The organism is Tistrella sp. (assembly GCF_002684955.1).
GTDB lineage: Bacteria > Pseudomonadota > Alphaproteobacteria > Tistrellales > Tistrellaceae > Tistrella > Tistrella mobilis.
Genome location: NZ_NYWI01000051.1, coordinates 11,894 through 30,025 on the forward strand (window position 1 = coordinate 11,894; position 18,132 = coordinate 30,025).

General features: G+C 69.0%; 19 protein-coding genes. 7 read left to right on the forward strand and 12 right to left on the reverse strand.

Annotation, left to right across the window (positions count from 1 at the left end):
* Positions 1-38 precede the first annotated feature (38 nt).
* Positions 39-1,199, forward strand: a complete 1,161-nt coding sequence (locus CMO28_RS16605; RefSeq protein ID WP_296715346.1) for an acyl-CoA dehydrogenase family protein — start codon at positions 39-41, stop codon at positions 1,197-1,199.
* A gap of 78 nt (positions 1,200-1,277) precedes the next feature.
* On the opposite strand, the gene CMO28_RS16610 is transcribed toward CMO28_RS16605, so the two are convergent.
* The 9 genes from CMO28_RS16610 to CMO28_RS16650 form a co-directional block, all read right to left on the reverse strand.
* Complete coding sequence (locus CMO28_RS16610) at positions 1,278-1,772, reverse strand: type II toxin-antitoxin system YhaV family toxin (RefSeq protein WP_322111374.1); 495 nt, start codon at positions 1,770-1,772, stop codon at positions 1,278-1,280.
* Positions 1,763-2,092, reverse strand: coding sequence for a type II toxin-antitoxin system PrlF family antitoxin (locus tag CMO28_RS16615; RefSeq protein WP_296715348.1), 330 nt, complete (start codon positions 2,090-2,092; stop codon positions 1,763-1,765). The genes CMO28_RS16610 and CMO28_RS16615 overlap by 10 nt, the downstream gene beginning before the upstream one ends.
* 98 nt (positions 2,093-2,190) lie before the next feature.
* Positions 2,191-3,150 (reverse strand): PhzF family phenazine biosynthesis protein, encoded by a 960-nt coding sequence (locus CMO28_RS16620; RefSeq protein WP_296715349.1) that lies wholly within the window; start codon positions 3,148-3,150, stop codon positions 2,191-2,193.
* A gap of 105 nt (positions 3,151-3,255) precedes the next feature.
* Positions 3,256-3,846 (reverse strand): peroxidase-related enzyme, encoded by a 591-nt coding sequence (locus CMO28_RS16625; protein ID WP_296715351.1) that lies wholly within the window; start codon positions 3,844-3,846, stop codon positions 3,256-3,258.
* Between the two features lie 78 nt (positions 3,847-3,924).
* Positions 3,925-4,998 (reverse strand): chorismate synthase, encoded by a 1,074-nt coding sequence (gene aroC, locus CMO28_RS16630; protein WP_062766422.1) that lies wholly within the window; start codon positions 4,996-4,998, stop codon positions 3,925-3,927.
* 45 nt (positions 4,999-5,043) lie between these two features.
* Positions 5,044-5,856 (reverse strand): enoyl-ACP reductase FabI, encoded by an 813-nt coding sequence (fabI, locus tag CMO28_RS16635; RefSeq protein ID WP_296715353.1) that lies wholly within the window; start codon positions 5,854-5,856, stop codon positions 5,044-5,046.
* 201 nt (positions 5,857-6,057) lie between these two features.
* Positions 6,058-7,011 (reverse strand): YihY/virulence factor BrkB family protein, encoded by a 954-nt coding sequence (locus tag CMO28_RS16640; protein ID WP_296715354.1) that lies wholly within the window; start codon positions 7,009-7,011, stop codon positions 6,058-6,060.
* Positions 7,008-7,934 (reverse strand): J domain-containing protein, encoded by a 927-nt coding sequence (locus CMO28_RS16645; RefSeq protein WP_296715356.1) that lies wholly within the window; start codon positions 7,932-7,934, stop codon positions 7,008-7,010. The genes CMO28_RS16640 and CMO28_RS16645 overlap by 4 nt, the downstream gene beginning before the upstream one ends.
* A gap of 97 nt (positions 7,935-8,031) precedes the next feature.
* Positions 8,032-8,508, reverse strand: a complete 477-nt coding sequence (locus CMO28_RS16650) for an RT0821/Lpp0805 family surface protein (RefSeq protein ID WP_296715358.1) — start codon at positions 8,506-8,508, stop codon at positions 8,032-8,034.
* A 334-nt stretch (positions 8,509-8,842) separates the two neighbouring features.
* Between CMO28_RS16650 and pdxH the strand changes: the two genes are divergently transcribed.
* The 3 genes from pdxH to CMO28_RS16665 all read left to right on the forward strand — a co-directional run bounded on the left by pdxH (position 8,843) and on the right by CMO28_RS16665 (position 11,025).
* On the forward strand, positions 8,843-9,436 hold the full coding sequence (pdxH, locus tag CMO28_RS16655; protein ID WP_296715359.1) for a pyridoxamine 5'-phosphate oxidase: 594 nt from the start codon (positions 8,843-8,845) through the stop codon (positions 9,434-9,436).
* Positions 9,421-10,359, forward strand: a complete 939-nt coding sequence (locus CMO28_RS16660; protein ID WP_296715361.1) for a cation diffusion facilitator family transporter — start codon at positions 9,421-9,423, stop codon at positions 10,357-10,359. The genes pdxH and CMO28_RS16660 overlap by 16 nt, the downstream gene beginning before the upstream one ends.
* Before the next feature lie 141 nt (positions 10,360-10,500).
* A complete protein-coding gene (locus tag CMO28_RS16665; RefSeq protein WP_296715363.1) occupies positions 10,501-11,025 on the forward strand; it encodes an adenine phosphoribosyltransferase in 525 nt (174 codons plus the stop codon).
* A gap of 23 nt (positions 11,026-11,048) precedes the next feature.
* Here the strand turns inward: CMO28_RS16665 and CMO28_RS16670 are convergent, their stop codons facing one another.
* Both CMO28_RS16670 and CMO28_RS16675 read right to left on the reverse strand, forming a co-directional pair.
* The gene (locus CMO28_RS16670; RefSeq protein ID WP_296715364.1) at positions 11,049-11,642 is read right to left on the reverse strand and encodes a DNA-3-methyladenine glycosylase I; all 594 of its coding nucleotides are present in this window, start codon (positions 11,640-11,642) and stop codon (positions 11,049-11,051) included.
* Positions 11,635-12,564 (reverse strand): YgfZ/GcvT domain-containing protein, encoded by a 930-nt coding sequence (locus CMO28_RS16675; RefSeq protein ID WP_296715366.1) that lies wholly within the window; start codon positions 12,562-12,564, stop codon positions 11,635-11,637. The genes CMO28_RS16670 and CMO28_RS16675 overlap by 8 nt, the downstream gene beginning before the upstream one ends.
* A 164-nt stretch (positions 12,565-12,728) precedes the next feature.
* Between CMO28_RS16675 and CMO28_RS16680 the strand changes: the two genes are divergently transcribed.
* The 3 genes from CMO28_RS16680 (at position 12,729) to asnB (ending at position 16,807) form a co-directional block, all read left to right on the forward strand.
* On the forward strand, positions 12,729-13,808 hold the full coding sequence (locus CMO28_RS16680) for a glycosyltransferase family 9 protein (protein WP_296715368.1): 1,080 nt from the start codon (positions 12,729-12,731) through the stop codon (positions 13,806-13,808).
* Between the two features lie 127 nt (positions 13,809-13,935).
* Entirely contained in the window at positions 13,936-14,946 is a 1,011-nt protein-coding gene (locus tag CMO28_RS16685; protein WP_296715370.1) for a glycosyltransferase, read from the forward strand.
* 46 nt (positions 14,947-14,992) lie between these two features.
* Positions 14,993-16,807, forward strand: coding sequence for an asparagine synthase (glutamine-hydrolyzing) (asnB, locus tag CMO28_RS16690; RefSeq protein WP_296715372.1), 1,815 nt, complete (start codon positions 14,993-14,995; stop codon positions 16,805-16,807).
* 15 nt (positions 16,808-16,822) lie between these two features.
* On the opposite strand, the gene CMO28_RS16695 is transcribed toward asnB, so the two are convergent.
* The gene (locus CMO28_RS16695; RefSeq protein ID WP_296715374.1) at positions 16,823-17,971 is read right to left on the reverse strand and encodes a DUF1176 domain-containing protein; all 1,149 of its coding nucleotides are present in this window, start codon (positions 17,969-17,971) and stop codon (positions 16,823-16,825) included.
* Between the last annotated feature and the right edge of the window lie 161 nt (positions 17,972-18,132).

An 18,132-nucleotide genomic window follows, 5' to 3' on the forward strand; every position in this document is an offset into this window, starting at 1 on the left:
GTGTCCGCCGCTGCATCCGATCCGACGGAGACATCCCCATGACCGCTTCTGCCCCCCGGACGACCTCTGCGTGGATGACGCCGGAGCTTGAAAGCCTTCGCGACCAGTTCGGCCGCTTTCTGGACGCCGAGCTGAAACCTCATGCCGCGCGCTGGCGCCGGCAGCGCATGATCGACCGCTCGGCCTGGACGGCGCTGGGGGGGATGGGCGCGCTGGGGGCGGCGATCCCCGAGGAATGGGGCGGCAGCGGCGGCGATGTCTATCAGGAGATGGTGCTGCTCGACACCATCAACCGGCGCTGTTCCGACCTCGCCAACGGCTACAGCGTGCATTCGGGCATCGTGACCCATTACGTGCTGACCTATGGCACCGAGGATCAGAAGCGGCGCTGGCTGCCCAAACTCTGCTCGGGCGAATGGATCGGCGCGATCGCGATGACCGAGCCGGGCGGCGGGTCCGACCTTCAGGCGCTGACCACCCGCGGCCGGCGCGACGGCGACGACTATGTCATCGACGGCCAGAAGACCTTCATTACCAACGGCATCGCCGCCGATCTGGTGCTGGTGGCGGTGCGCATCGACGGCACGCCGGGGGCCAAGGGCATCTCGCTGATCGGTGTGGAGAAGGGGGCACCCGGCTTCCAGCCCGGCCGGCCGCTGGAAAAGATCGGCCTGCATGCGGCCGATACCGCCGAGCTGTTCTTCGACGGCGCCCGCGCGCCCGTCGATAACCTGCTGGGCGGCATCGAGGGCCGCGGCTTCTATCAGATGATGGAGCAGCTGCCCCGCGAACGCCTGATTCTGGCGATCGGCGCGGTTGCGGCCATGGAACATGCGGTCGAGATCACCCGCGCCTATGTTCACGAGCGCAAGGCCTTTGGCAAGACCCTGTTCGATTTCCAGACCATTTCCTTCCGCCTGGCCGAGCTTGCGACCGAGGCCCATATCGCGCGCGTCTTCGTCGACGACTGCCTGGTCAAACTGGCCGAGAACCGGCTCGACAACGTCACCGCCTCGATGGCCAAGTGGTGGTGCAGCGAACGCCAGGTCCAGACCGTCGACGCCTGCCTGCAGATGTTCGGCGGCTATGGCTATATCGAAGAAACCGAAATCGCCCGCATGTATACCGACGCCCGGATCCAGAAGATCTATGGCGGCGCCAACGAGATCATGAAGCTGCTGATCGCGCGCTCGCTCTGACGGCGCGGTTGCCGGCGATATGAGGATGGGGCCTGCCCGATGATCGGGCGGGCCTTCTTTCCAGGGGCGACATGACTTTCAGTCGGATGAGTGGCTCGTCTGCATGGCCTTCTGCAGGTCGTCGGGCAGTTCCTCCGCCGATTCCAGGAGGTCATTCCAATCGTCGGGAGGGTCGTCCCGATCAAGCTTGGTTTTGAAGACCTCGTAAGGATCGGTTTTTGCGCCCGCGGCACGCTTTGTCTTTTCGTCATTCACCCAGGCAAAGATGATGATCCGTGACCGGCTGTCGTAGCGAAAGAAGAGCCGAAATCTCTGGTTGAATTTTGCGCGCGACCAGTGCCGATAGTTGTTACCCATCGTATTGCCGAGCCGGTACCGCGTGTCGCCGGGATCCTGAGGAATGGTCGACAGCACCAGTTTGGCAATTGCAGCCAGCGTGCGGACGTTCGCATTGCTCCGATACCCGGCAGGATCACGGCTTCGGGCCTTGTGGAACGCATCGGCCAGGGCGCGGATCTGGCGGATCATCCCCTCGTGGAACAGCAGCGTCCAGCCATTCACCGTCAGAGGCAAACGTCACCTTCAATCGGCTCGTCCAGATCGACATCAACCTCCTTCAATGCCTGCCTGAGCGTCTGGAGCAGGTCGTCGGGGAGAGCCGCAATATTGCGCGCGGCGGCGATGTCGTCGGAGATCAGCTTCAGGAAGGCGCCGATGGCCGGATCCTGGTGTTCCGTCTCCGCGGGTTCGATGATGATGCGGTTGCCGTCGGCGCGCACCACGATTTTCCCGCCGTCCCGAACCCCGAGAATCTGCCGGACGGCCAGAGGCAGCGTGGTCTGCCCCTTGGAGCTGACCTTGCAGGTGCGTTCGATGATCGTGCTGTCATTCATGGCCTGTCTCCGGTGCACTTGAAAAGTAAAGAAATTTCTTTACCTCGTCAAGGCCGGGCCGAAGGGAGGGGGAGGTCAAGTGCCGCAATGCCGTGCCGCTACCCCCGCGCCCGCAGCCCCGCGCCGGCGGCCAGGGTGAGGGGCAGGCGGCCGACGGCCAGCGCGGCGGCGGTGGTGCGCTCCACGTCCAGACGGTTGAGGACGAGCCGGCCTTCGGAGTATTCGACCACCCGGCCGGTGAGCACGATGTGGTCGGGGCGGGGCATCACCGTCACCCGCCCGCGGCGGGGCGAGAGTTGCAGGCCGTCCAGCCGGTCGCGGGCCAGCATGTCGGCGAAAAGCGGCGCCAGACCGGCATGGACGATGCCGGTGACAGGGTCTTCGGGCACGCCGAGCTTTGGGGCGAAGAAGCGGCAGACATAGTCTGCGCCATCGGCCAGAGAGGCGCCGTCGGCCAGGCTGGCGACCGCCACCGCCCGAGGCGGCAGGGCGGAAATGGCGGCGGCGTCGGGGCGGATCACCTCGACCTCTGCCGGATCCTCGACCAGCACATACCAGTCGTGGCGGCCTTCCAGCACGGCAGCCGGGACGACACCGCCCAATGCTGCGGTGATCGCGCGCAGCAGCGCCGGGCGCGGCTCGATCCCGGTCAGCCGTTCGCGCGGCAGCGACAGGCACAGCCGGTCGTCCGCCTCCGGATCCCGGGCGACATGAAGCAGCCCGCCACGGGTGCGGAACACCACCGCCGGCGCCTCGGGGGCCAGCCGGCTCAACACCACATGGGCGGCCGCCAGCGTGGCGTGGCCGCACATCGGCATCTCGGTGGTGGGGGTGAACCAGCGCAGGTGGAAGGGCCCGGCGGCGGCGCCATCGCCCGTGCCGAACCCGCCCGGATCCTCGGGCACCAGGAAGGCGGTCTCGGACAGCCGGTTTTCGGCCGCGATCGCCTGCATCACCGGCACCGGCAGCCAGGCATCCATCAGGCAGACCGCCGCCGGATTGCCGGCGAACAGCCGCTCGGCGAAGGCATCGAGGTGAAAGATCCTGACGTTTCGCATGGCGGGACCATTCCTTCGCAAACTGTTGGTTGCGTTCAATAGGAATGATCACGCCAATTCAGATCGTCAGGCAAGCGGCATTTGCGCGCTGCGGCAAATCCGTGGTCAGCGGTTCATATCGTGATATTCGTCGTTCGGCAGCATGTCGACGGCGCTCGCGACGCGGTTGGTCATGTTGTAAAAGCCGATGACATTGGCCAGGTCGAAAATGTCTTCGACCGAAAAGCCCGCATCGCGCAGCCGGGCCCGGTCGGCCTCGTCGACCAGGGTCGGGGTTTCGGTGACCTTGGCGGCGAAATCGAGCATCGCCCGGGGACGGAGCGACAGCGGCGCCACCCGGTAGTTCATCACCAGCATCTCGCCGAGCTTCGGATCGCCCGACAGCGCCCTGACCGCCTGGCCATGGGCGACCAGACAGTAATAGCAGCGGTTGATCGACGAGACCACCACCGCGACCATCTCGCGCTCCAGCTTGTCGAGCCCGCTGTCGCCCAGCATCAGTTCGTTGTAGAAGCGGCTGAAGGTGCGGAACTTTTCCGGCCGCAGCGTATAGGCCTGCAGCACATGCGGAACCATGCCGAGCTTCTCGCGGCACTTCGCGTAATAGGCCTGGATGTCGTCGGCATTGCCGGCTTCGTCGGGGATGGGCAGGGCCATCACCTCGGGCTTCAGCTGCAGCGGCTTGTCGGCGGACATGGATAAGCGTCTCCCCGGTTCTTGTATGATCCGGGGAGTATGCCTGCCGGGGCGGGGGCTGTCTTCAGAAGCCGGGCGTCACCCGCCACATTGGCCGCGATGGCGCAGCAGATGATCGGCCAGCACCACCGCCATCATCGCCTCGCCCACCGGCACCGCGCGGATGCCGACGCAGGGGTCGTGGCGGCCCTTGGTCACCACCTCGGTATCCGCGCCGTCGCGGGTGACGCTGAGCCGGGGGGTGAGGATGGAGCTGGTCGGCTTGACCGCAAAGCGCACCACCACCGGTTCGCCATTGGCGATGCCGCCCAGGATGCCGCCGGCGCGGTTGCCCAGGAAAGCGGGCTTGCCCTCGCGCATCCGCATCTCGTCGGCATTCTGCGAGCCGGTGAGACGGGCGGCCGCGAAACCGTCGCCGATCTCCACCGCCTTGACCGCGTTGATGCCCATCATCGCCTTGGCGAGGTCGGCATCGAGCTTGTCGTAGAGCGGATCGCCGAGCCCGACCGGCACGCCTTCCGCCACCACTTCGATCACCGCCCCGCAGCTGTCGCCGGATTTACGCAGCCCGTCCAGATACTCGGCCCAGCGCGCGGCGGTTTCGGCATCGGGGCAGAAGAAGTCGTTGCGGCCGGTCTCGTCCCAGTCCCAGCGGCTGCGGTCGACGCCGATGCCGCCCATCTCGACCAGGGCGCCGCGGATGGTGACGGTCTCTCCCAGCACCTTGCGGGCCACCGCGCCGGCCGCCACGCGCACTGCGGTTTCGCGGGCGCTGGACCGGCCGCCGCCGCGATGGTCGCGAATGCCGTATTTGGCCTGATAGGTGAAGTCGGCATGACCCGGACGGAACTTGTCCTTGATCTCGCCGTAATCCTTCGAGCGCTGATCGGTGTTGCGGATCAGCAGGCTGACCGGGGTGCCGGTGGTGAGGCCTTCGAAGGTGCCCGACAGGATTTCGACCTCGTCGGGCTCGCGCCGCTGGGTGGTGAAGCGCGACTGGCCCGGCCGGCGCTTGTCGAGGAAGGGCTGGATGTCGGCCTCGGTCAGCGCCAGGCGCGGCGGCACGCCGTCGACCACGCAGCCGATCGCCGGGCCATGGCTTTCACCCCAGCTCGTGAAGCGGAAAAGCTCGCCGAAACTGTTGCCTGCCATGGCCGGTCCGATCCTTCAAAACGGTGCTGTGGGAGAGAGGTGGGGTCAGCTGAGATTGATGTCGGGCGCATCCTCGGCCTTCATGCCGACGATGTGATAGCCCGCATCGACATGCATCACCTCGCCGGTGATGCCGGTGCCCATGTCCGAGAGCATCAGCAGCGAGGCGTTGCCGACCTCTTCGATCGAGACCGTGCGCCGCAGCGGCGAGTTCATCTCGTTCCAGCGCATGATGTAGCGGAAGTCGCCGATGCCCGAGGCGGCCAGCGTCTTGATCGGCCCGGCCGAGATGGCGTTGACCCGGATGTTTTCGGGGCCGAGGTCGGCCGCCAGATACTGCACGCTGGATTCGAGCGCCGCCTTGGCCACGCCCATGACATTGTAATGCGGGATCACCCGCTCGGCCCCCAGATAGGAGAGCGTCAGGATGCTGCCGCCATGCTGCATCAGCGGCCGGGCATACTGCGCCATCTGCACCAGCGAGAAGGCCGAGATCTGCATGGTGCGCAGGAAGTTGTCGAGCGTGGTGTCGACATACTTGCCCTTCAGCTGGTTCTTGTCGGAATAGGCGACGGCGTGCACCAGAAAGTCGAGCCGGCCCCATTTTTCGGCGATCGTGTCGAACAGGGCCTTCATGTTGTCGTCGTCGGTGACGTCGCAGGGGGCGACCAGGGTCGCGCCGACCTCGGCGGCCAGCGGGCGCACCCGCTTTTCCAGCGCCTCTCCCTGATAGGTCAGTGCCACTTCCGCGCCGTTCAGCGCCACCGCCCTGGTGATCCCCCAGGCGATCGAGCGATCATTGGCGACGCCGACGATCAGGCCGCGCTTGCCGGCCATCACGTTCGATTGAACGATCATGCGGTCCCCTCGCAGTATCCAGGCGGCCGGTCCAGGGAGGCGCCGGGGGCGCGGCCGGCCCTGGCGGACCTCGTGTGACAGGTTGCATCCTGCAGGTTGCAGACGTGCCGTTCGGCCGGCGGCCGGGCACAGGTGCGGCGCATCCTACACGAAACCGCGGTCCGGTCAAATCGGCACCGGACGGGGCCGGAAGGGCGGATTTCAGCGCTGTCCGGGCCGGTGCATCTGCCGTCGTGCCAGCCTGCGGGCGGCCGCATGCCGGCGCCGGTGACGGTCGATCCGCGACCGCACGGCGGCCCAATAGCCGCCAAGCAGGAAGACATAGGCCGCCAGATACAGCAGCAGCAGGGTTGCGATCATGCTGCCCAGGCTGCCATAGACCGCGTTCATGCCGCCGGTCTGGCGCAGATAGACCGAAAAGCCGATCAGCAGGGCCATCCAGCCCAGCACGATGACCGCCGCCGGCGGCAGCAGCACCCGCCGGCGCGGCGGCAGGGCATCGGGCAGCAGGCGCAGCAGGCCCCAGACCACGGTGACGGTACCGGCCAGCACCAGGGGCGGGCGCAGGGTATGGACCAGCCAGACCCAGGCATCGGACAGGCCGAAGAAATCGACCGCAGGCCCGATCGCGATCGGCAGGAAGACCAGCAGCGCCAGCGCCACCGGCAGGGCGAGCGCCCCGCCCGCCACCAGGGCCAGGCTTTGCAGCCGCCGTTTCCACAGCGGCCGGACCATCTTCACCCGGAAGGCGCGGTTGAGCGCGTTGCGCAGGCTTTCAAGCGCATTGGAGGCCGACCAGAGGGCGGTGAGGATGCCGAAGGTGAGCAGCCCGCCCTTGGGGCCGAAGATGATCGTGTCGATCGGCCCGCGCAGCGCCTGGGCGACATCGGGCGGCAGATAGTCGAGCAGAGTGAGGATCAGGGCATGAATCTCGTCCCCCTGGCCGATCACGCCGGCCAGCACCACCAGCACGATCAGGAAGGGGAACATCGAAAACAGGCTGGCGAAGGCGATATGGCCTGCAATCTGGTCGGCGCCGTCGCGGGTGAAGCGGCCGTAGGTGACCATCAGCTCGCGGACCCGCCGGTTGCTGCGCAACCGGCGGAGAAGAGGGCGGTAGAAGGGGGTCTTGTCAGGGGTTGCCGTTGCCGTCATTCGATCCCGGCTCGCCGCCGGACCTGATCGTAATCCGCGGGCGGCTTCCACCGCTTCACGAATTCCGTCAGCGCGGGGTCGTCGCGATCGGGCAGGACCAGTTTCAGCACCACGAACAGGTCGCCGCGATCGCCCTTGTCCGCACCCATGCCGCGGCCCTTGAGCCGCAGCCGGCGCCCGCCCGAGGATCCGGGCGGTACGGCGACCCGGACCGGGCCGTCCAGGGTGGGAACGACGATGCCGGCGCCGAGCACCGCTTCAGGCAGGGTGATGGGCACATCGATCAGGATGTCGCGGCCCTCGGCGCGGAACAGGGGGTGGGGGCGGACATTCACTTCCACCAGCGCATCACCGGCCTCGGCATTGCCGAAACCGGGCATGCCCTGGCCGTTCAGCCGCAGTTTCTGGCCGTCGCGGATGCCGGCGGGCACGGCGACTTCCAGTTCGCGGCCCTCGGGCAGGCGGATGCGCTTGCGGGTACCGCGGGCGGCCTCGATGAATTCGACCGTCACGGTATAGGTGACGTCGACACCGCGGCGATGAATGCCGGTGCGGCCCGCGCTGCCGTTGCCACCGGCGGCCTGGTCGCTGCGCCCCGGCTGCGCGCGGCGGCTGCGGGCGGGATCGGTGAAGATGTCCGAGAAAAAGTCGGCGAAGCCGCCGCCCTCGGCACCGCGGGGGCGCGGGCGGGCACGGCCGTTGCCGGCACCGTCGATCTCGCCACGGTCGAAGGCGGCACGCCGCGCCGGGTCGGACAGGATCGCATAGGCGGCAGACACGTCCTTGAACCGGCGTTCGACCTCGGCATCGCCCGGGTGCAGATCCGGATGATAGGCCTTGGCGAGGCGCCGGTAGGCAGTCTTGATGGCGTCGGGCGTGGCATCACGGCCCACGCCCAGTGTCTGATAAGGATCGGCGTTCACGCGGTCCCCCGTGGACGTAAGCGGGCCGCCGCCCGATCAGGCGGCGGCCCGTGCCCAAGGGTCGTTGCGGCCGGCCCCTGCGTCAAGCCCGTAGACGTCAGGAGTTGACGATCTTCCAGCTGCCGTCCGGCTGACGGCAGGCGGTGCCATAGGCTTCCTCGGTCTTGCCGCCCACATTCACGCGCTGGGTGAATTCGCGGCAGTATTCGCCGCTGGAGCGCTGATAGGTCTTGACCGGGGTGATCGTGCCGGAATTGCCGCTGTCCGGGTTGCTCCAGCTGGTGCTCTGTCCGGTGGGGTTACTTTCAAGCGCCCGCTGGCTGGCACGCTCTGCCTCCAGTTGGTCGGCACGGTCGAGCGACTTGCCGATTTCATTGCCGGCGAAGGCGCCGAGCAGCGCGCCCGCGGCGGTGGCGGCCAGCTGGCCCGTGCCCTTGCCGAACTGGGCACCGGCGACGGCGCCGCCGACGCCGCCCAGCACCGCGCCGACACCCTGCTTGGTGCCCATGTCGGACTGGGCGCAGGCGCCGAGGGCGAGGCCGGCTGCGACGATCAGGGGGATGAACGGCTTCATGGGAGCTTCCGGTAGATGATGTGTCGGGTGCGGACGCCGCATCCGGGCGCCGGTTCGTATCAGGTGCGCATGGTAGCACGCGACCAGCCATGGCCAAGCGGCCTCGGCGTGTCAAATTTCGGTCGGAGAACAACACATCCGGCCCTTGGGGAAGATATCGGCGGCCCACCCCCGTCTGCCAAGGGGTGCGACAGATGCGACCATGGAAGGGGGCGGGTGCTGCCCGCAGCGCTTGCCGCCCTGCCGGGTGTGGTGCATCTATTGAGCGGAGGGCCGGCGCGCGCCACCAGACCGCCCCCACCCCCCGCCCATCATTCGCGGAGCCTTTGAAACCATGTCCCTCCCCGAACTTGAAGATCCGTTCGAGCAGTTCGGCAAATGGTATGCCGAGGTGCGGGACGAACCCGCGATCACCGAGCCGACGGCGATGTGCGTCGCCACCGCCGGGACCGACGGGCTGCCGGCGGCGCGCATGGTGCTGCTGAAGGCCTGGGACCGCGACGGCTTCGTGTTCTACACGAATTACGAGAGCGACAAGGGCCGTGACCTGCTGGCCAATCCGCAGGCGGCGCTGCTGTTCTACTGGATGCCGCTGGGCCGGCAGGTGCGGGTGCAGGGCCGGGTGGAGCAGGTGACGGCGGAAGAGGCCGATGCCTATTTCGGCAGCCGGGCCCGCGACAGCCAGATCGGCGCCTGGGCCTCGCGCCAGTCGCGGCCGATGACCGGCCGCTACGATCTTGAGAAGCGGGTGGCGGAATTCGCGATCAGGTTCAATGTCGGCCGGGTGCCGCGGCCGGATTACTGGTCGGGTTTCCGGGTGGTGCCGCAGCGCATGGAATTCTGGCAGGAAGGCCGTTTCCGCCTGCATCAGCGCCTGGTCTATCTGAAGGACGGGGACGGCTGGACCCGTCAGTGGCTGTTCCCGTGATCCGGCCGCTGGGCGTTCTGGCGCCGCCCGATCCCGAGGTGGCGCGGCTGAAGCGGCGGGTGACGCTCGCCTCGCTTGCGGTCGCGCTCACCCTCGTGGCGCTGAAGCTCGCCGCATCGGTCATGACCGGATCGGTCAGTATCCTGTCGAGCCTGGTCGACAGCGTGTCGGATTCGGGCGCAAGCCTGGTGACGCTGATCGCGGTGCGCCAGGCGATGCGCCCGGCCGATGCCCATCACCGCTTCGGCCATGGCAAGGCCGAGCCGCTGGCGGCGCTGGGCCAGGCACTGTTCGTGACCGGCTCTGCCCTGCTGCTGTGTGTCGAGGCGGTGCGCCGGCTGATCACGCCCGAACCCGTGGGCGAGGGACCGGTCGGCATCGCGGTGATGATCTTCGCCATCGTGGCGACGCTGCTGCTGGTCCGCTATCAGGACCGGGTGATCGCCCGCACGCAGTCTCTGGCGGTGGGGGCCGACCGGCTGCACTATGTGGGCGATCTTCTGATCAACCTGGGCGTTATTCTGTCGATCCTGCTCAGCCAGTACGGGGGCGTGACCGAAGCCGATCCGGTGATCGCGGCGCTGATCGCGCTGCACCTGATCCGCGGCGCCTGGAAGATCGCACGGGGCGCGCTGGATGCGCTGATGGACCGGGAACTGCCCGAGGCCGAGCGCGCCGAGATCCGTAAGATCGTTCTGGCGGTGCCGGGGGTGCGCGGCATGCACGACCTGCGCACCCGGTCGTCCAGCGTGCACACCTTCATCCAGCTGCATCTGGAACTGGACGCGGCGGCGCCGCTGGCGGATGCACACGGGGTCGCCGATCGGGTTGAAACGCTGTTGCATGCGCGCTATCCCGATGCCGAGGTCATCACCCATCTTGATCCGAAAGGCGTGGCGGAATTCGTTCCCACCTTCCGCTGATCGTATCGACGGTAGTGATGCCAAAACATCTCCACTACAGGTTGTTGTTTTGCTAGGCTCTCGCATGGTGGATCGCGTAGCGACCATCAGGCCCCATGCCGGGCGACCCGCCTGTCGACGTCCAGAAGGAAGACTGCCGCGATGGATCTTGCCAGCCACATCCGCCGGGTGCCCGATTTCCCGAAGCCGGGCATCCTGTTCTACGACATCTCGACCCTGCTGGCCCATTCCGGGGCCTGGCGCGAGACCATCGACCGGATGGCCGAGGCGATCCGTCCGCTGCAGCCCGATCTTCTGGCCGGGATCGAAAGCCGCGGCTTCCTGGCCGCCGCCCCCCTGGCCCTGGCGCTGGGCAAAGGTTTCGTGATGGTCCGCAAGCGCGGCAAGCTGCCGGGGCGCACGGTGTCCCATGCCTATGCGCTGGAATATGGCGAGGATGTGGTCGAGGTGCAGGACGGCATGATCGAGCGCGGCCAGCGGGTTGTGCTGGTCGACGACCTTCTCGCCACCGGCGGTACCGCCGCGGCGTCGATCGAGCTGCTGCGCAAGGTAGGGGCCGAGGTCCCGGCCGCTGCCTTCATCATCGAACTGATGGGCCTCGGCGGCCGCGAGCGGCTGGACGTGCAGGATGTGCGGACCCAGACCGTGCTGCAATTCCCGGCCTGAGCCGGACCAGACCATGGGCAGGATCAGGCGCCGGCGCTGATCTCCGCATGGCGCGGGCAGGTGGTGAGGTGGTCGTTGACCAGCCCCGCCGCCTGCATGAAGGCATAGACCGTCGTCGAGCCCAGATGCCGGAAACCCGCCTCTTTCAGCCGGCGGGCCAGGGCATCAGAGACGGCGGTCTTGCCCGGCACCTCTGCACCGGTCGTGAAATGATTGGTCAGCGGCTGCCCGTCCACCGCCGCCCACAGAAAGGCGGCGAGGCCGGGCCCGTTTTCGCGCAGCGCCAGCACCGCCCGGGCATTGGCGATGGTCGCCTCGATCTTGCCGCGGTGGCGGATGATGCCCGGATCGGCCAGAAGCTGCTCCACCTCTGCCGGGCCGAACCGGGCCAGGATGTCGGGATCGAAGCCGGCGAAGGCCCGGCGAAAGCCCTCGCGCCGGCGCAGGATCGTGATCCACGACAGCCCCGACTGAAAGCTCTCCAACACCAGCATCTCGAAGAGCGGCCGCTCGTCGCGGACCGGCACGCCCCATTCGGTGTCGTGATAGGCCCGGTAGAGCGGGTCGGTGCCGCACCAGGGGCAGGGGCCGTGCGGGGCTTCTTCCTGCTCAGCCATCGGCTCGCGGCCGGGCGGTGATGGTCAGCCCCTGGGCGGTGAGGGCGGGGCCGCTGCCGTCGGTGGCCTCGGTCGTGCGGTCGATGCGCAGCAGGGCGAGGCCCACGGGGCCGATTGCGCTGCACAACTGGCCGGCCTCGCGTTCCCCCGCCATCACCGGCGTGCCCGGGGCGGGCAGGGGCGCGCCATCTGTGGCATCGACCACGAACAGCCGCTTGCGGACCTGGCCGCGGAACTTGCTGCGGGTGGTGACCTCCTGGCCGACATAGCAGCCCTTGTCGAAGGCGACACCGTTCAGCCGGTCCAGATCATGTTCCAGCGCCAGCCCCTGTTCGGGCGGCAGATCCTCGGGGCCTTCCGGCACGCCCGCCTCGATCCGGTGCAGATGCCAGGCCGCTTCCGGCACCGGGGTGAGGCCGGTATCGGCCGCGAAGGCTTCAAGCGCCGCCTCGGGCCCCCAGAGCCGCAGGCCGAGGCCGGCCCCACGCGGATCGGGTACCTGCAGCACATCATTGCCGTCGCCCTCGACATGCAGCCCGTCGCTTTGGACGCCCGGCCCGAACGCGACTGCGACCGCAAGCCCGGCTGCGGGTGCGATCTTCACCTTCGCCCGCAGCTTGTAGAGGGTGAGCCGCCGGATCAGGTCTGCGGCAAGACCGGTCGCGCATTCGACCAGCAGCCGGTTCTCGCCGGCGCGGGCCACGATCAGGTCATGCAGGATCTTGCCCTGGGGCGTGAGCAGGGCGCCGTAACAGGCCCGCCCCTCGGCCACCGGGTCGAGATCGCCCGAGACCAGACCGTCGAGGAATTTGAGCGCGTCCTCTCCCTCCACCGCGACCAGGCTGCGGGCGGGCAGGCGGGTGAAGGCGGGGACCGTCGGCCGGAGGGGCGGTGTCGCGGTCGTCGTCGCGGGCTCGGTCATGGCGATGGATCCGGATCCTTGATGGGCGGGCGGACAAGGTCGCTCAACAGTGGCGTCGCCGGGCCGATGGTTCAAGAGGCGACGGCCGGCCATGACCGGCCATGGTTGCGCCCGAACCCCCGCGCGCCCTATAACCGGCGGGATGCCCATCTCCGGGACCGCGCATGGAACTGCTGTTCATCACCTCGACCCGCATCGGTGACGCCGTCCTGTCGACGGGGCTGCTCGATCATCTGATCGCTACCGAAACCGCTGCCGGCCGCCCGGCACCTCGGGTGACGGTGGCCGTGGGCGCGCCTGCAGCACCGCTTTTCGCCGGGGTGCCCGGGCTGGTCCGGGTGCTGCCGATCGTCAAGCGGCCCCGCGCCGGCCACTGGCGCGATCTCTGGCGGGCCACGATCGGCACGCGCTGGGATCTGGTGGTCGATCTGCGCGGTTCCGCCATCGCCTGGCTGCTGCGGGCCCGGCACCGGCGGGTGCTGTCGCGCCATGAAGACGGCCGGCACAAGCTCTATGAACTGGCGCGCACGCTTGATCTGGACCCGCCGCCCGCACCGCGCATCTGGACCCGGCCAGAGGATCACGCCGCGGCCCTGGCGGCCTTTCCGGAAGGTTCGCAGCCGATCCTGGCGCTGGCACCGGCGGCGAACTGGGTGGGCAAGCAATGGCCGGCGGAGCGTTTCGCCGAACTGGTCGGCCGGCTGGCCGGGCCGGGCGGGGTGATGGCCGGGGCACGGGTGGCGGTGATCGCCGCTCATCATGAACGCCCGCAGGCCGAGCCGGCGCTTGCCGCCGCACGCGCGGCGGGGCTGGAGGCGCCCGACATCATCGGCACCCTGCCGCTGCTGGGCGTGCAGGCGCTGCTGGAACGTGCCGCCCTGTTCATCGGCAATGACAGCGGGCTGATGCATATGGCAGCTGCGGCAGGTGCGCCGACCCTGGGCCTGTTCGGGCCCACACCCGATGCACTTTACGGCCCCTGGGGGCCGCATGCCGTGGCGGTGCGCACGCCGGAGACCTATGACCGGCTGGCCGCCGAACGGCCGACCTCACCTGCCGATCGCTGCTATATGACCGGGCTGGCCACGGATACGGTGGAGCGGGCGGCGGTGGCGCTGCTCGATCGTGTGGCTGGGGCACCGAACGGTCGTGCGCATCCGGGCCGCCACGGCTACGATGTCCCCAGTTCCGCCCCCGGCGACCCGCCCCGACCCCCGCTAACCCAACGGACGGATGATGCCTGATACCGAACAGCCGCGACCTGCCACCGCCTCCGACCGCCCCATCCTGCAGAGGGACGGCCTGCAGAGGGACGGCCTGCAGAGAGATGGCCTGCAGAGAGACGGGCGGCCGCTTCGGGTGATGCAGCTCATGGCGGGTGCCGCCCATGGCGGTGCCGAAGCCTTCTTCGACCGCCTGGCCATCGCCTTCCATCGCGCCGGCATCGAGCAGGCGATCGCGGTCAGGCCGCATGAAGAGCGGATGGCGAAGCTGAGGGCCGCGGGGCTTGACCCCAAGGGGTTGCGCTTCGGCCGCCACGCCGATCTGAAAACCTGGTGGACGCTGCGGCGGATGGTGAAGCGTTTCCGCCCGGACATCGTGCTCACCTGGATGAACCGGGCGACGGCGGCCTGTCCCTCGGGCGATTTCGTGCATGTCGCCCGCCTCGGCGGCTATTACGATCTGCGCCATTATCGCGGCGCCGATCATCTCGTCGGCAATACCCGCGACATCGTCGCCTATCTGCGCCGCAAGGGCGTGCCGGCCGATCGCAGCCATTACGTGCCGAATTTCGTGGACGCAACGCCGCTGCCGGCCGAACCGCGCGCCCGCTGGGGCACGCCCGAGGATGCGCCGCTGATTCTGGGCCTCGGCCGTCTGCATCCGAACAAGGGCTTCGACGTGCTGATCCGGGCGGTGGCGCAGGTGCCTCGCGCCCATCTGTGGATTGCGGGAGTAGGCTCGCTGGAAGACGATCTGCGCGAGCTGGCGCGGTCGCTGGGCATCACCGATCGGGTGTCGTTCCTGGGCTGGCGCGCCGATGTCGCCGCCCTTTATGCCGCGGCCGATGTGTTCGTCTGCTCGTCACGCCATGAACCGCTGGGCAATATCGTGCTGGAGGCCTGGGCGCATCATGTGCCGGTGGTGGCCGCCGCATCCCAGGGGCCGTCGGAGCTGATCGCCCATGGCGTGAACGGGCTGCTGGTGCCGGTCGACAATGATGCCGCCATGGCCGCAAGCATCGAGACGGTGCTGCGCGAGACCGGCCTGCGCGAGACCATGGTCGCAGGCGGCCGGGCGACCTATGAGGGGCATTTCACCGAGGCGGCCGTGGTTCGCGCCTATGCCGATCTTTTCGCCCGCATCCTGCCCAACCGCTGACCGAGACCCGCTGACCGGAACCCGCCGATCTGAGAGGACCGCCCCCATGTGTGGCATCGCCGGCATCATGACCCGCGACGGCAGCCCGCCTGCGGCGGAACTGCTCGACCGCCTGGCCCGGGGGCTGGCCCATCGCGGGCCCGATGGCCACGGGGTCACGGTGCGCGGCGGGGTCGGGCTGGTCCATACCCGGCTTGCGATCATCGACCTCGTCACCGGCGATCAGCCGCTGCTCTGGCCGCTGGACCCCGGGGCCGGGGAGGCGGGCGGCACGCTCGCACTGGTGGGCAATGGCGAAATTTACAACTATCGCGAGCTGAAGGCCGAACTGGCCGGCCACGCCTTCCGCACCGGATCCGATTGCGAGCCGCCGCTGCCGCTATACCTGGAACAGGGGCTGGACGGGCTGGACCGGTTGCGCGGCATGTATGCGCTGGCGATCCACGATCCCCGGCAGGGCGGGCGACTGGTGCTGGCGCGGGATCCCTTCGGCATCAAGCCGCTCTATTATGTCGAGGGGGCGTTCGGTCTTGCCTTCGCCTCGGAACCCGGGGCACTGATCCGGGCCGGGCTGGCCGGCGCGGCGCTGGACGATGCCCGCATCCTGGAACTGCTGCAGCTGCATTTCACCACCGGGCCCGAGACCGTGTTCCCGGCGATCCGCCGGGTGTTGCCGGGCGAACGGCTGGTGGTGACGGCGGGGCAGGTGACGGCACGCCGGCAGAGCCCGGCCCTGCCGGCAGCCGATGCCCGGCCCGACCCCGATCCCGGCCGCGACATGGCGGCGGCGGTCAAGGCCTTCGACCGGGTGTTCGAACAGGCGATCGACCTGCATCAGCGCAGCGACGTACCCTATGGCCTGTTCCTGTCGGGCGGCATCGACAGTGCGGCCGTGCTGGCGATGATGGCCCGGCTGAATCCGCGCCCGGTGACCGCCTTCACGGCCGGGTTCGCCGATGGCGGCGTCCACGACGAACGCGCCCAGGCCCGTATCGTCGCCGATGCCGCCGGCGCCGAGCTGATCGAGACCCTGGTCACGCGTGCGGATTTCGACCGGATCGCCCCGCTGGCGGCACAGGCGCTCGACGACCCGACGCTCGACTATGCCGTGCTGCCGAGCTTCCGCCTGGCGGAGATCGCCCGGCCGCAGGTCAAGGTGGTGCTGTCGGGCGAGGGTGGGGATGAACTCTTCGCCGGCTATGGCCGCTATCGCCGGGCCGCGCGCTGGCGGCTGCTGGGGGGCCGGCCGATGCGGCGCAAGGGTGATCTGGACGGGACGGGGCTGCTGCGGCCGGAATACGAGGCGGCGGCCGCGCGCTGGCGCGACGGCATGGCTGCGGCAGAGGCGGCGGCGGCCCGCGCCGGCGGCAGCCGGCTGCGCCGCCTTCAGGCGGTGGACTGCACCGACTGGCTGCCCAACGACCTGCTGCTGAAGCTGGACCGGATGCTGATGTTCAACGGCATCGAGGGACGCACCCCGTTTCTGGACCGCGGCGTCGCCGGATTTGCGCTGCCCTTGCCCGACCGGCTGAAGATGGATGGCCGGCGCGGCAAGCTGGTGCTGCGCCACTGGCTGGCGCAACATCTGCCCGCGGCCGCCCCCTTCGCGCCCAAGCGCGGCTTTACCGTACCGGTGGGGGCCTGGATCGCGGCCGATGCCGACCGGCTGGGCCATCTGGTGGCGGACGAGCCGCTGATCGCCCGGCTGGCACGGCGCGAGGCGGTGATCGGGCTGTTTCGCGATGCCGGCCGCCAGGGACAGCGCGCCTGGGGGCTGCTGATGCTGGCGCTGTGGCATCGCATCCATGTGACCGGCGGCGCGCCCTGCGGGGACATCGCCGCCCCCCTGGCCGAGACCTGACCGGCTTCCGGCCGGTCAGTCGACCCCTTCCACCTTCGCCCGATAGACCACCGGCCAGTCGTCCCAGGCGATGCCCTGGCAGATGCCCATCATCTCCATGCCGGCCAGGCGGAAACGCGCGCCATCCCACACCCAGCGGGCGCCGACGCCGCAATCGCCGATGCCACGCCCCTTGGCGAAGGTGGAAAGCGTGCGGGTCGCCGGGTCGTAGCCGGGATTGATCAGCTCGGCCGCGTCCATCAGCCCGTCGGGCGCATCGAACACCGCCGGCACCGGCTCGGCGCCATCGGCCGCGACGAAGAAATCATAGGCGACGTTGTAGGCGCCCGAGAAACAGGCCCGGCCATAAAGAACATGGGTGTCGTCCAGGCGCTCGATGATCGGAGCGAACTGCTCTGCGGCGGCGGAGTCGCAGGCGCCGTCGTCGGATTCATAGGACAGGATGGCCGGCCGGGCCGCCGGCACCGGCTTGCGGGAGGCGGGTGCCGCCCGGATCACCGGCAGATCCGGCACCGGCGGCACGGCCTCGGCCGGCTTCGGGCCCGGCTTCCAGGCGGCGGTGACGGTGCCGACCCGACCCTGGGCGTCGTCGAGGAACAGCATCGCCGCCGCCGATCCGGAGAGCGAGATGCCGGCCTTGACCGGGGTGGCGACGGCACCGCCCGAAAGGGTGACCGGCAGCGTGTCCGCATGGCGCAGCTGGTCGAGCAGGGCGGGCAGGGTCTCGGCCGGCAGGTCGGCCAGGACCACCCCACCCTCGATCCGCGCCGGGGCGGTTGCGACCGCGGGCCCGGCATCGCCCCCCACCTTCAGCGTCGCGGCGCCGTCGACCGTCTGATCGACCAGGATCATGCCGATCCGGGCGGTCAGCGGCGCCGTGGCCGCACCCTCGCGGCCAAGCCGCAGCCAGGCACCGTAATGATCATCGGCCGGCGCCATTTCCGGCCCATAGGCGGAACACGACCTGAGGTTGTCGCAGGCGACCCACCAGTCCTTGAAGCTGCGATCGGCGGCCGCCTCGGAGACGGACGGCGACAGGGAGAGCGCGCCCGCCAGGGCGGCCCAGGTGAAGGCGAGGCGGGTAAGATCGGGTGCTGGGCGGGCGGGGCCGGGAGCTGGGCGGGCGGGACCGGGGGCGGCGCCCGGAAGACGGCGACGGATCATGACATATTCCGTATCGGCGGGTTGCGGGATCGGCATTCTGGCCTGTCCGGCGCGACGGAGCCAGTGTCGGTCATGTGGCCAGCGGTGGTATCAGATCGCGTATCAGCTTCGCGTCTCGCGGGTGGTGCGCGCGATAAGCGTAAAATATAATGAAACGCCAC

Coding starts and splice junctions, on each gene's coding strand:
- CMO28_RS16605 (WP_296715346.1), top strand. CDS start 39: ATGACCGCTTCTGCCCCCCGGACGACCTCTGCGTGGATGACGCCGGAG.
- CMO28_RS16615 (WP_296715348.1), bottom strand. CDS start 2,092: ATGAATGACAGCACGATCATCGAACGCACCTGCAAGGTCAGCTCCAAG.
- CMO28_RS16620 (WP_296715349.1), bottom strand. CDS start 3,150: ATGCGAAACGTCAGGATCTTTCACCTCGATGCCTTCGCCGAGCGGCTG.
- CMO28_RS16625 (WP_296715351.1), bottom strand. CDS start 3,846: ATGTCCGCCGACAAGCCGCTGCAGCTGAAGCCCGAGGTGATGGCCCTG.
- aroC (WP_062766422.1), bottom strand. CDS start 4,998: ATGGCAGGCAACAGTTTCGGCGAGCTTTTCCGCTTCACGAGCTGGGGT.
- fabI (WP_296715353.1), bottom strand. CDS start 5,856: ATGATCGTTCAATCGAACGTGATGGCCGGCAAGCGCGGCCTGATCGTC.
- CMO28_RS16640 (WP_296715354.1), bottom strand. CDS start 7,011: ATGACGGCAACGGCAACCCCTGACAAGACCCCCTTCTACCGCCCTCTT.
- CMO28_RS16650 (WP_296715358.1), bottom strand. CDS start 8,508: ATGAAGCCGTTCATCCCCCTGATCGTCGCAGCCGGCCTCGCCCTCGGC.
- pdxH (WP_296715359.1), top strand. CDS start 8,843: ATGTCCCTCCCCGAACTTGAAGATCCGTTCGAGCAGTTCGGCAAATGG.
- CMO28_RS16665 (WP_296715363.1), top strand. CDS start 10,501: ATGGATCTTGCCAGCCACATCCGCCGGGTGCCCGATTTCCCGAAGCCG.
- CMO28_RS16670 (WP_296715364.1), bottom strand. CDS start 11,642: ATGGCTGAGCAGGAAGAAGCCCCGCACGGCCCCTGCCCCTGGTGCGGC.
- CMO28_RS16675 (WP_296715366.1), bottom strand. CDS start 12,564: ATGACCGAGCCCGCGACGACGACCGCGACACCGCCCCTCCGGCCGACG.
- CMO28_RS16680 (WP_296715368.1), top strand. CDS start 12,729: ATGGAACTGCTGTTCATCACCTCGACCCGCATCGGTGACGCCGTCCTG.
- CMO28_RS16685 (WP_296715370.1), top strand. CDS start 13,936: ATGGCGGGTGCCGCCCATGGCGGTGCCGAAGCCTTCTTCGACCGCCTG.
- asnB (WP_296715372.1), top strand. CDS start 14,993: ATGTGTGGCATCGCCGGCATCATGACCCGCGACGGCAGCCCGCCTGCG.
- CMO28_RS16695 (WP_296715374.1), bottom strand. CDS start 17,971: ATGATCCGTCGCCGTCTTCCGGGCGCCGCCCCCGGTCCCGCCCGCCCA.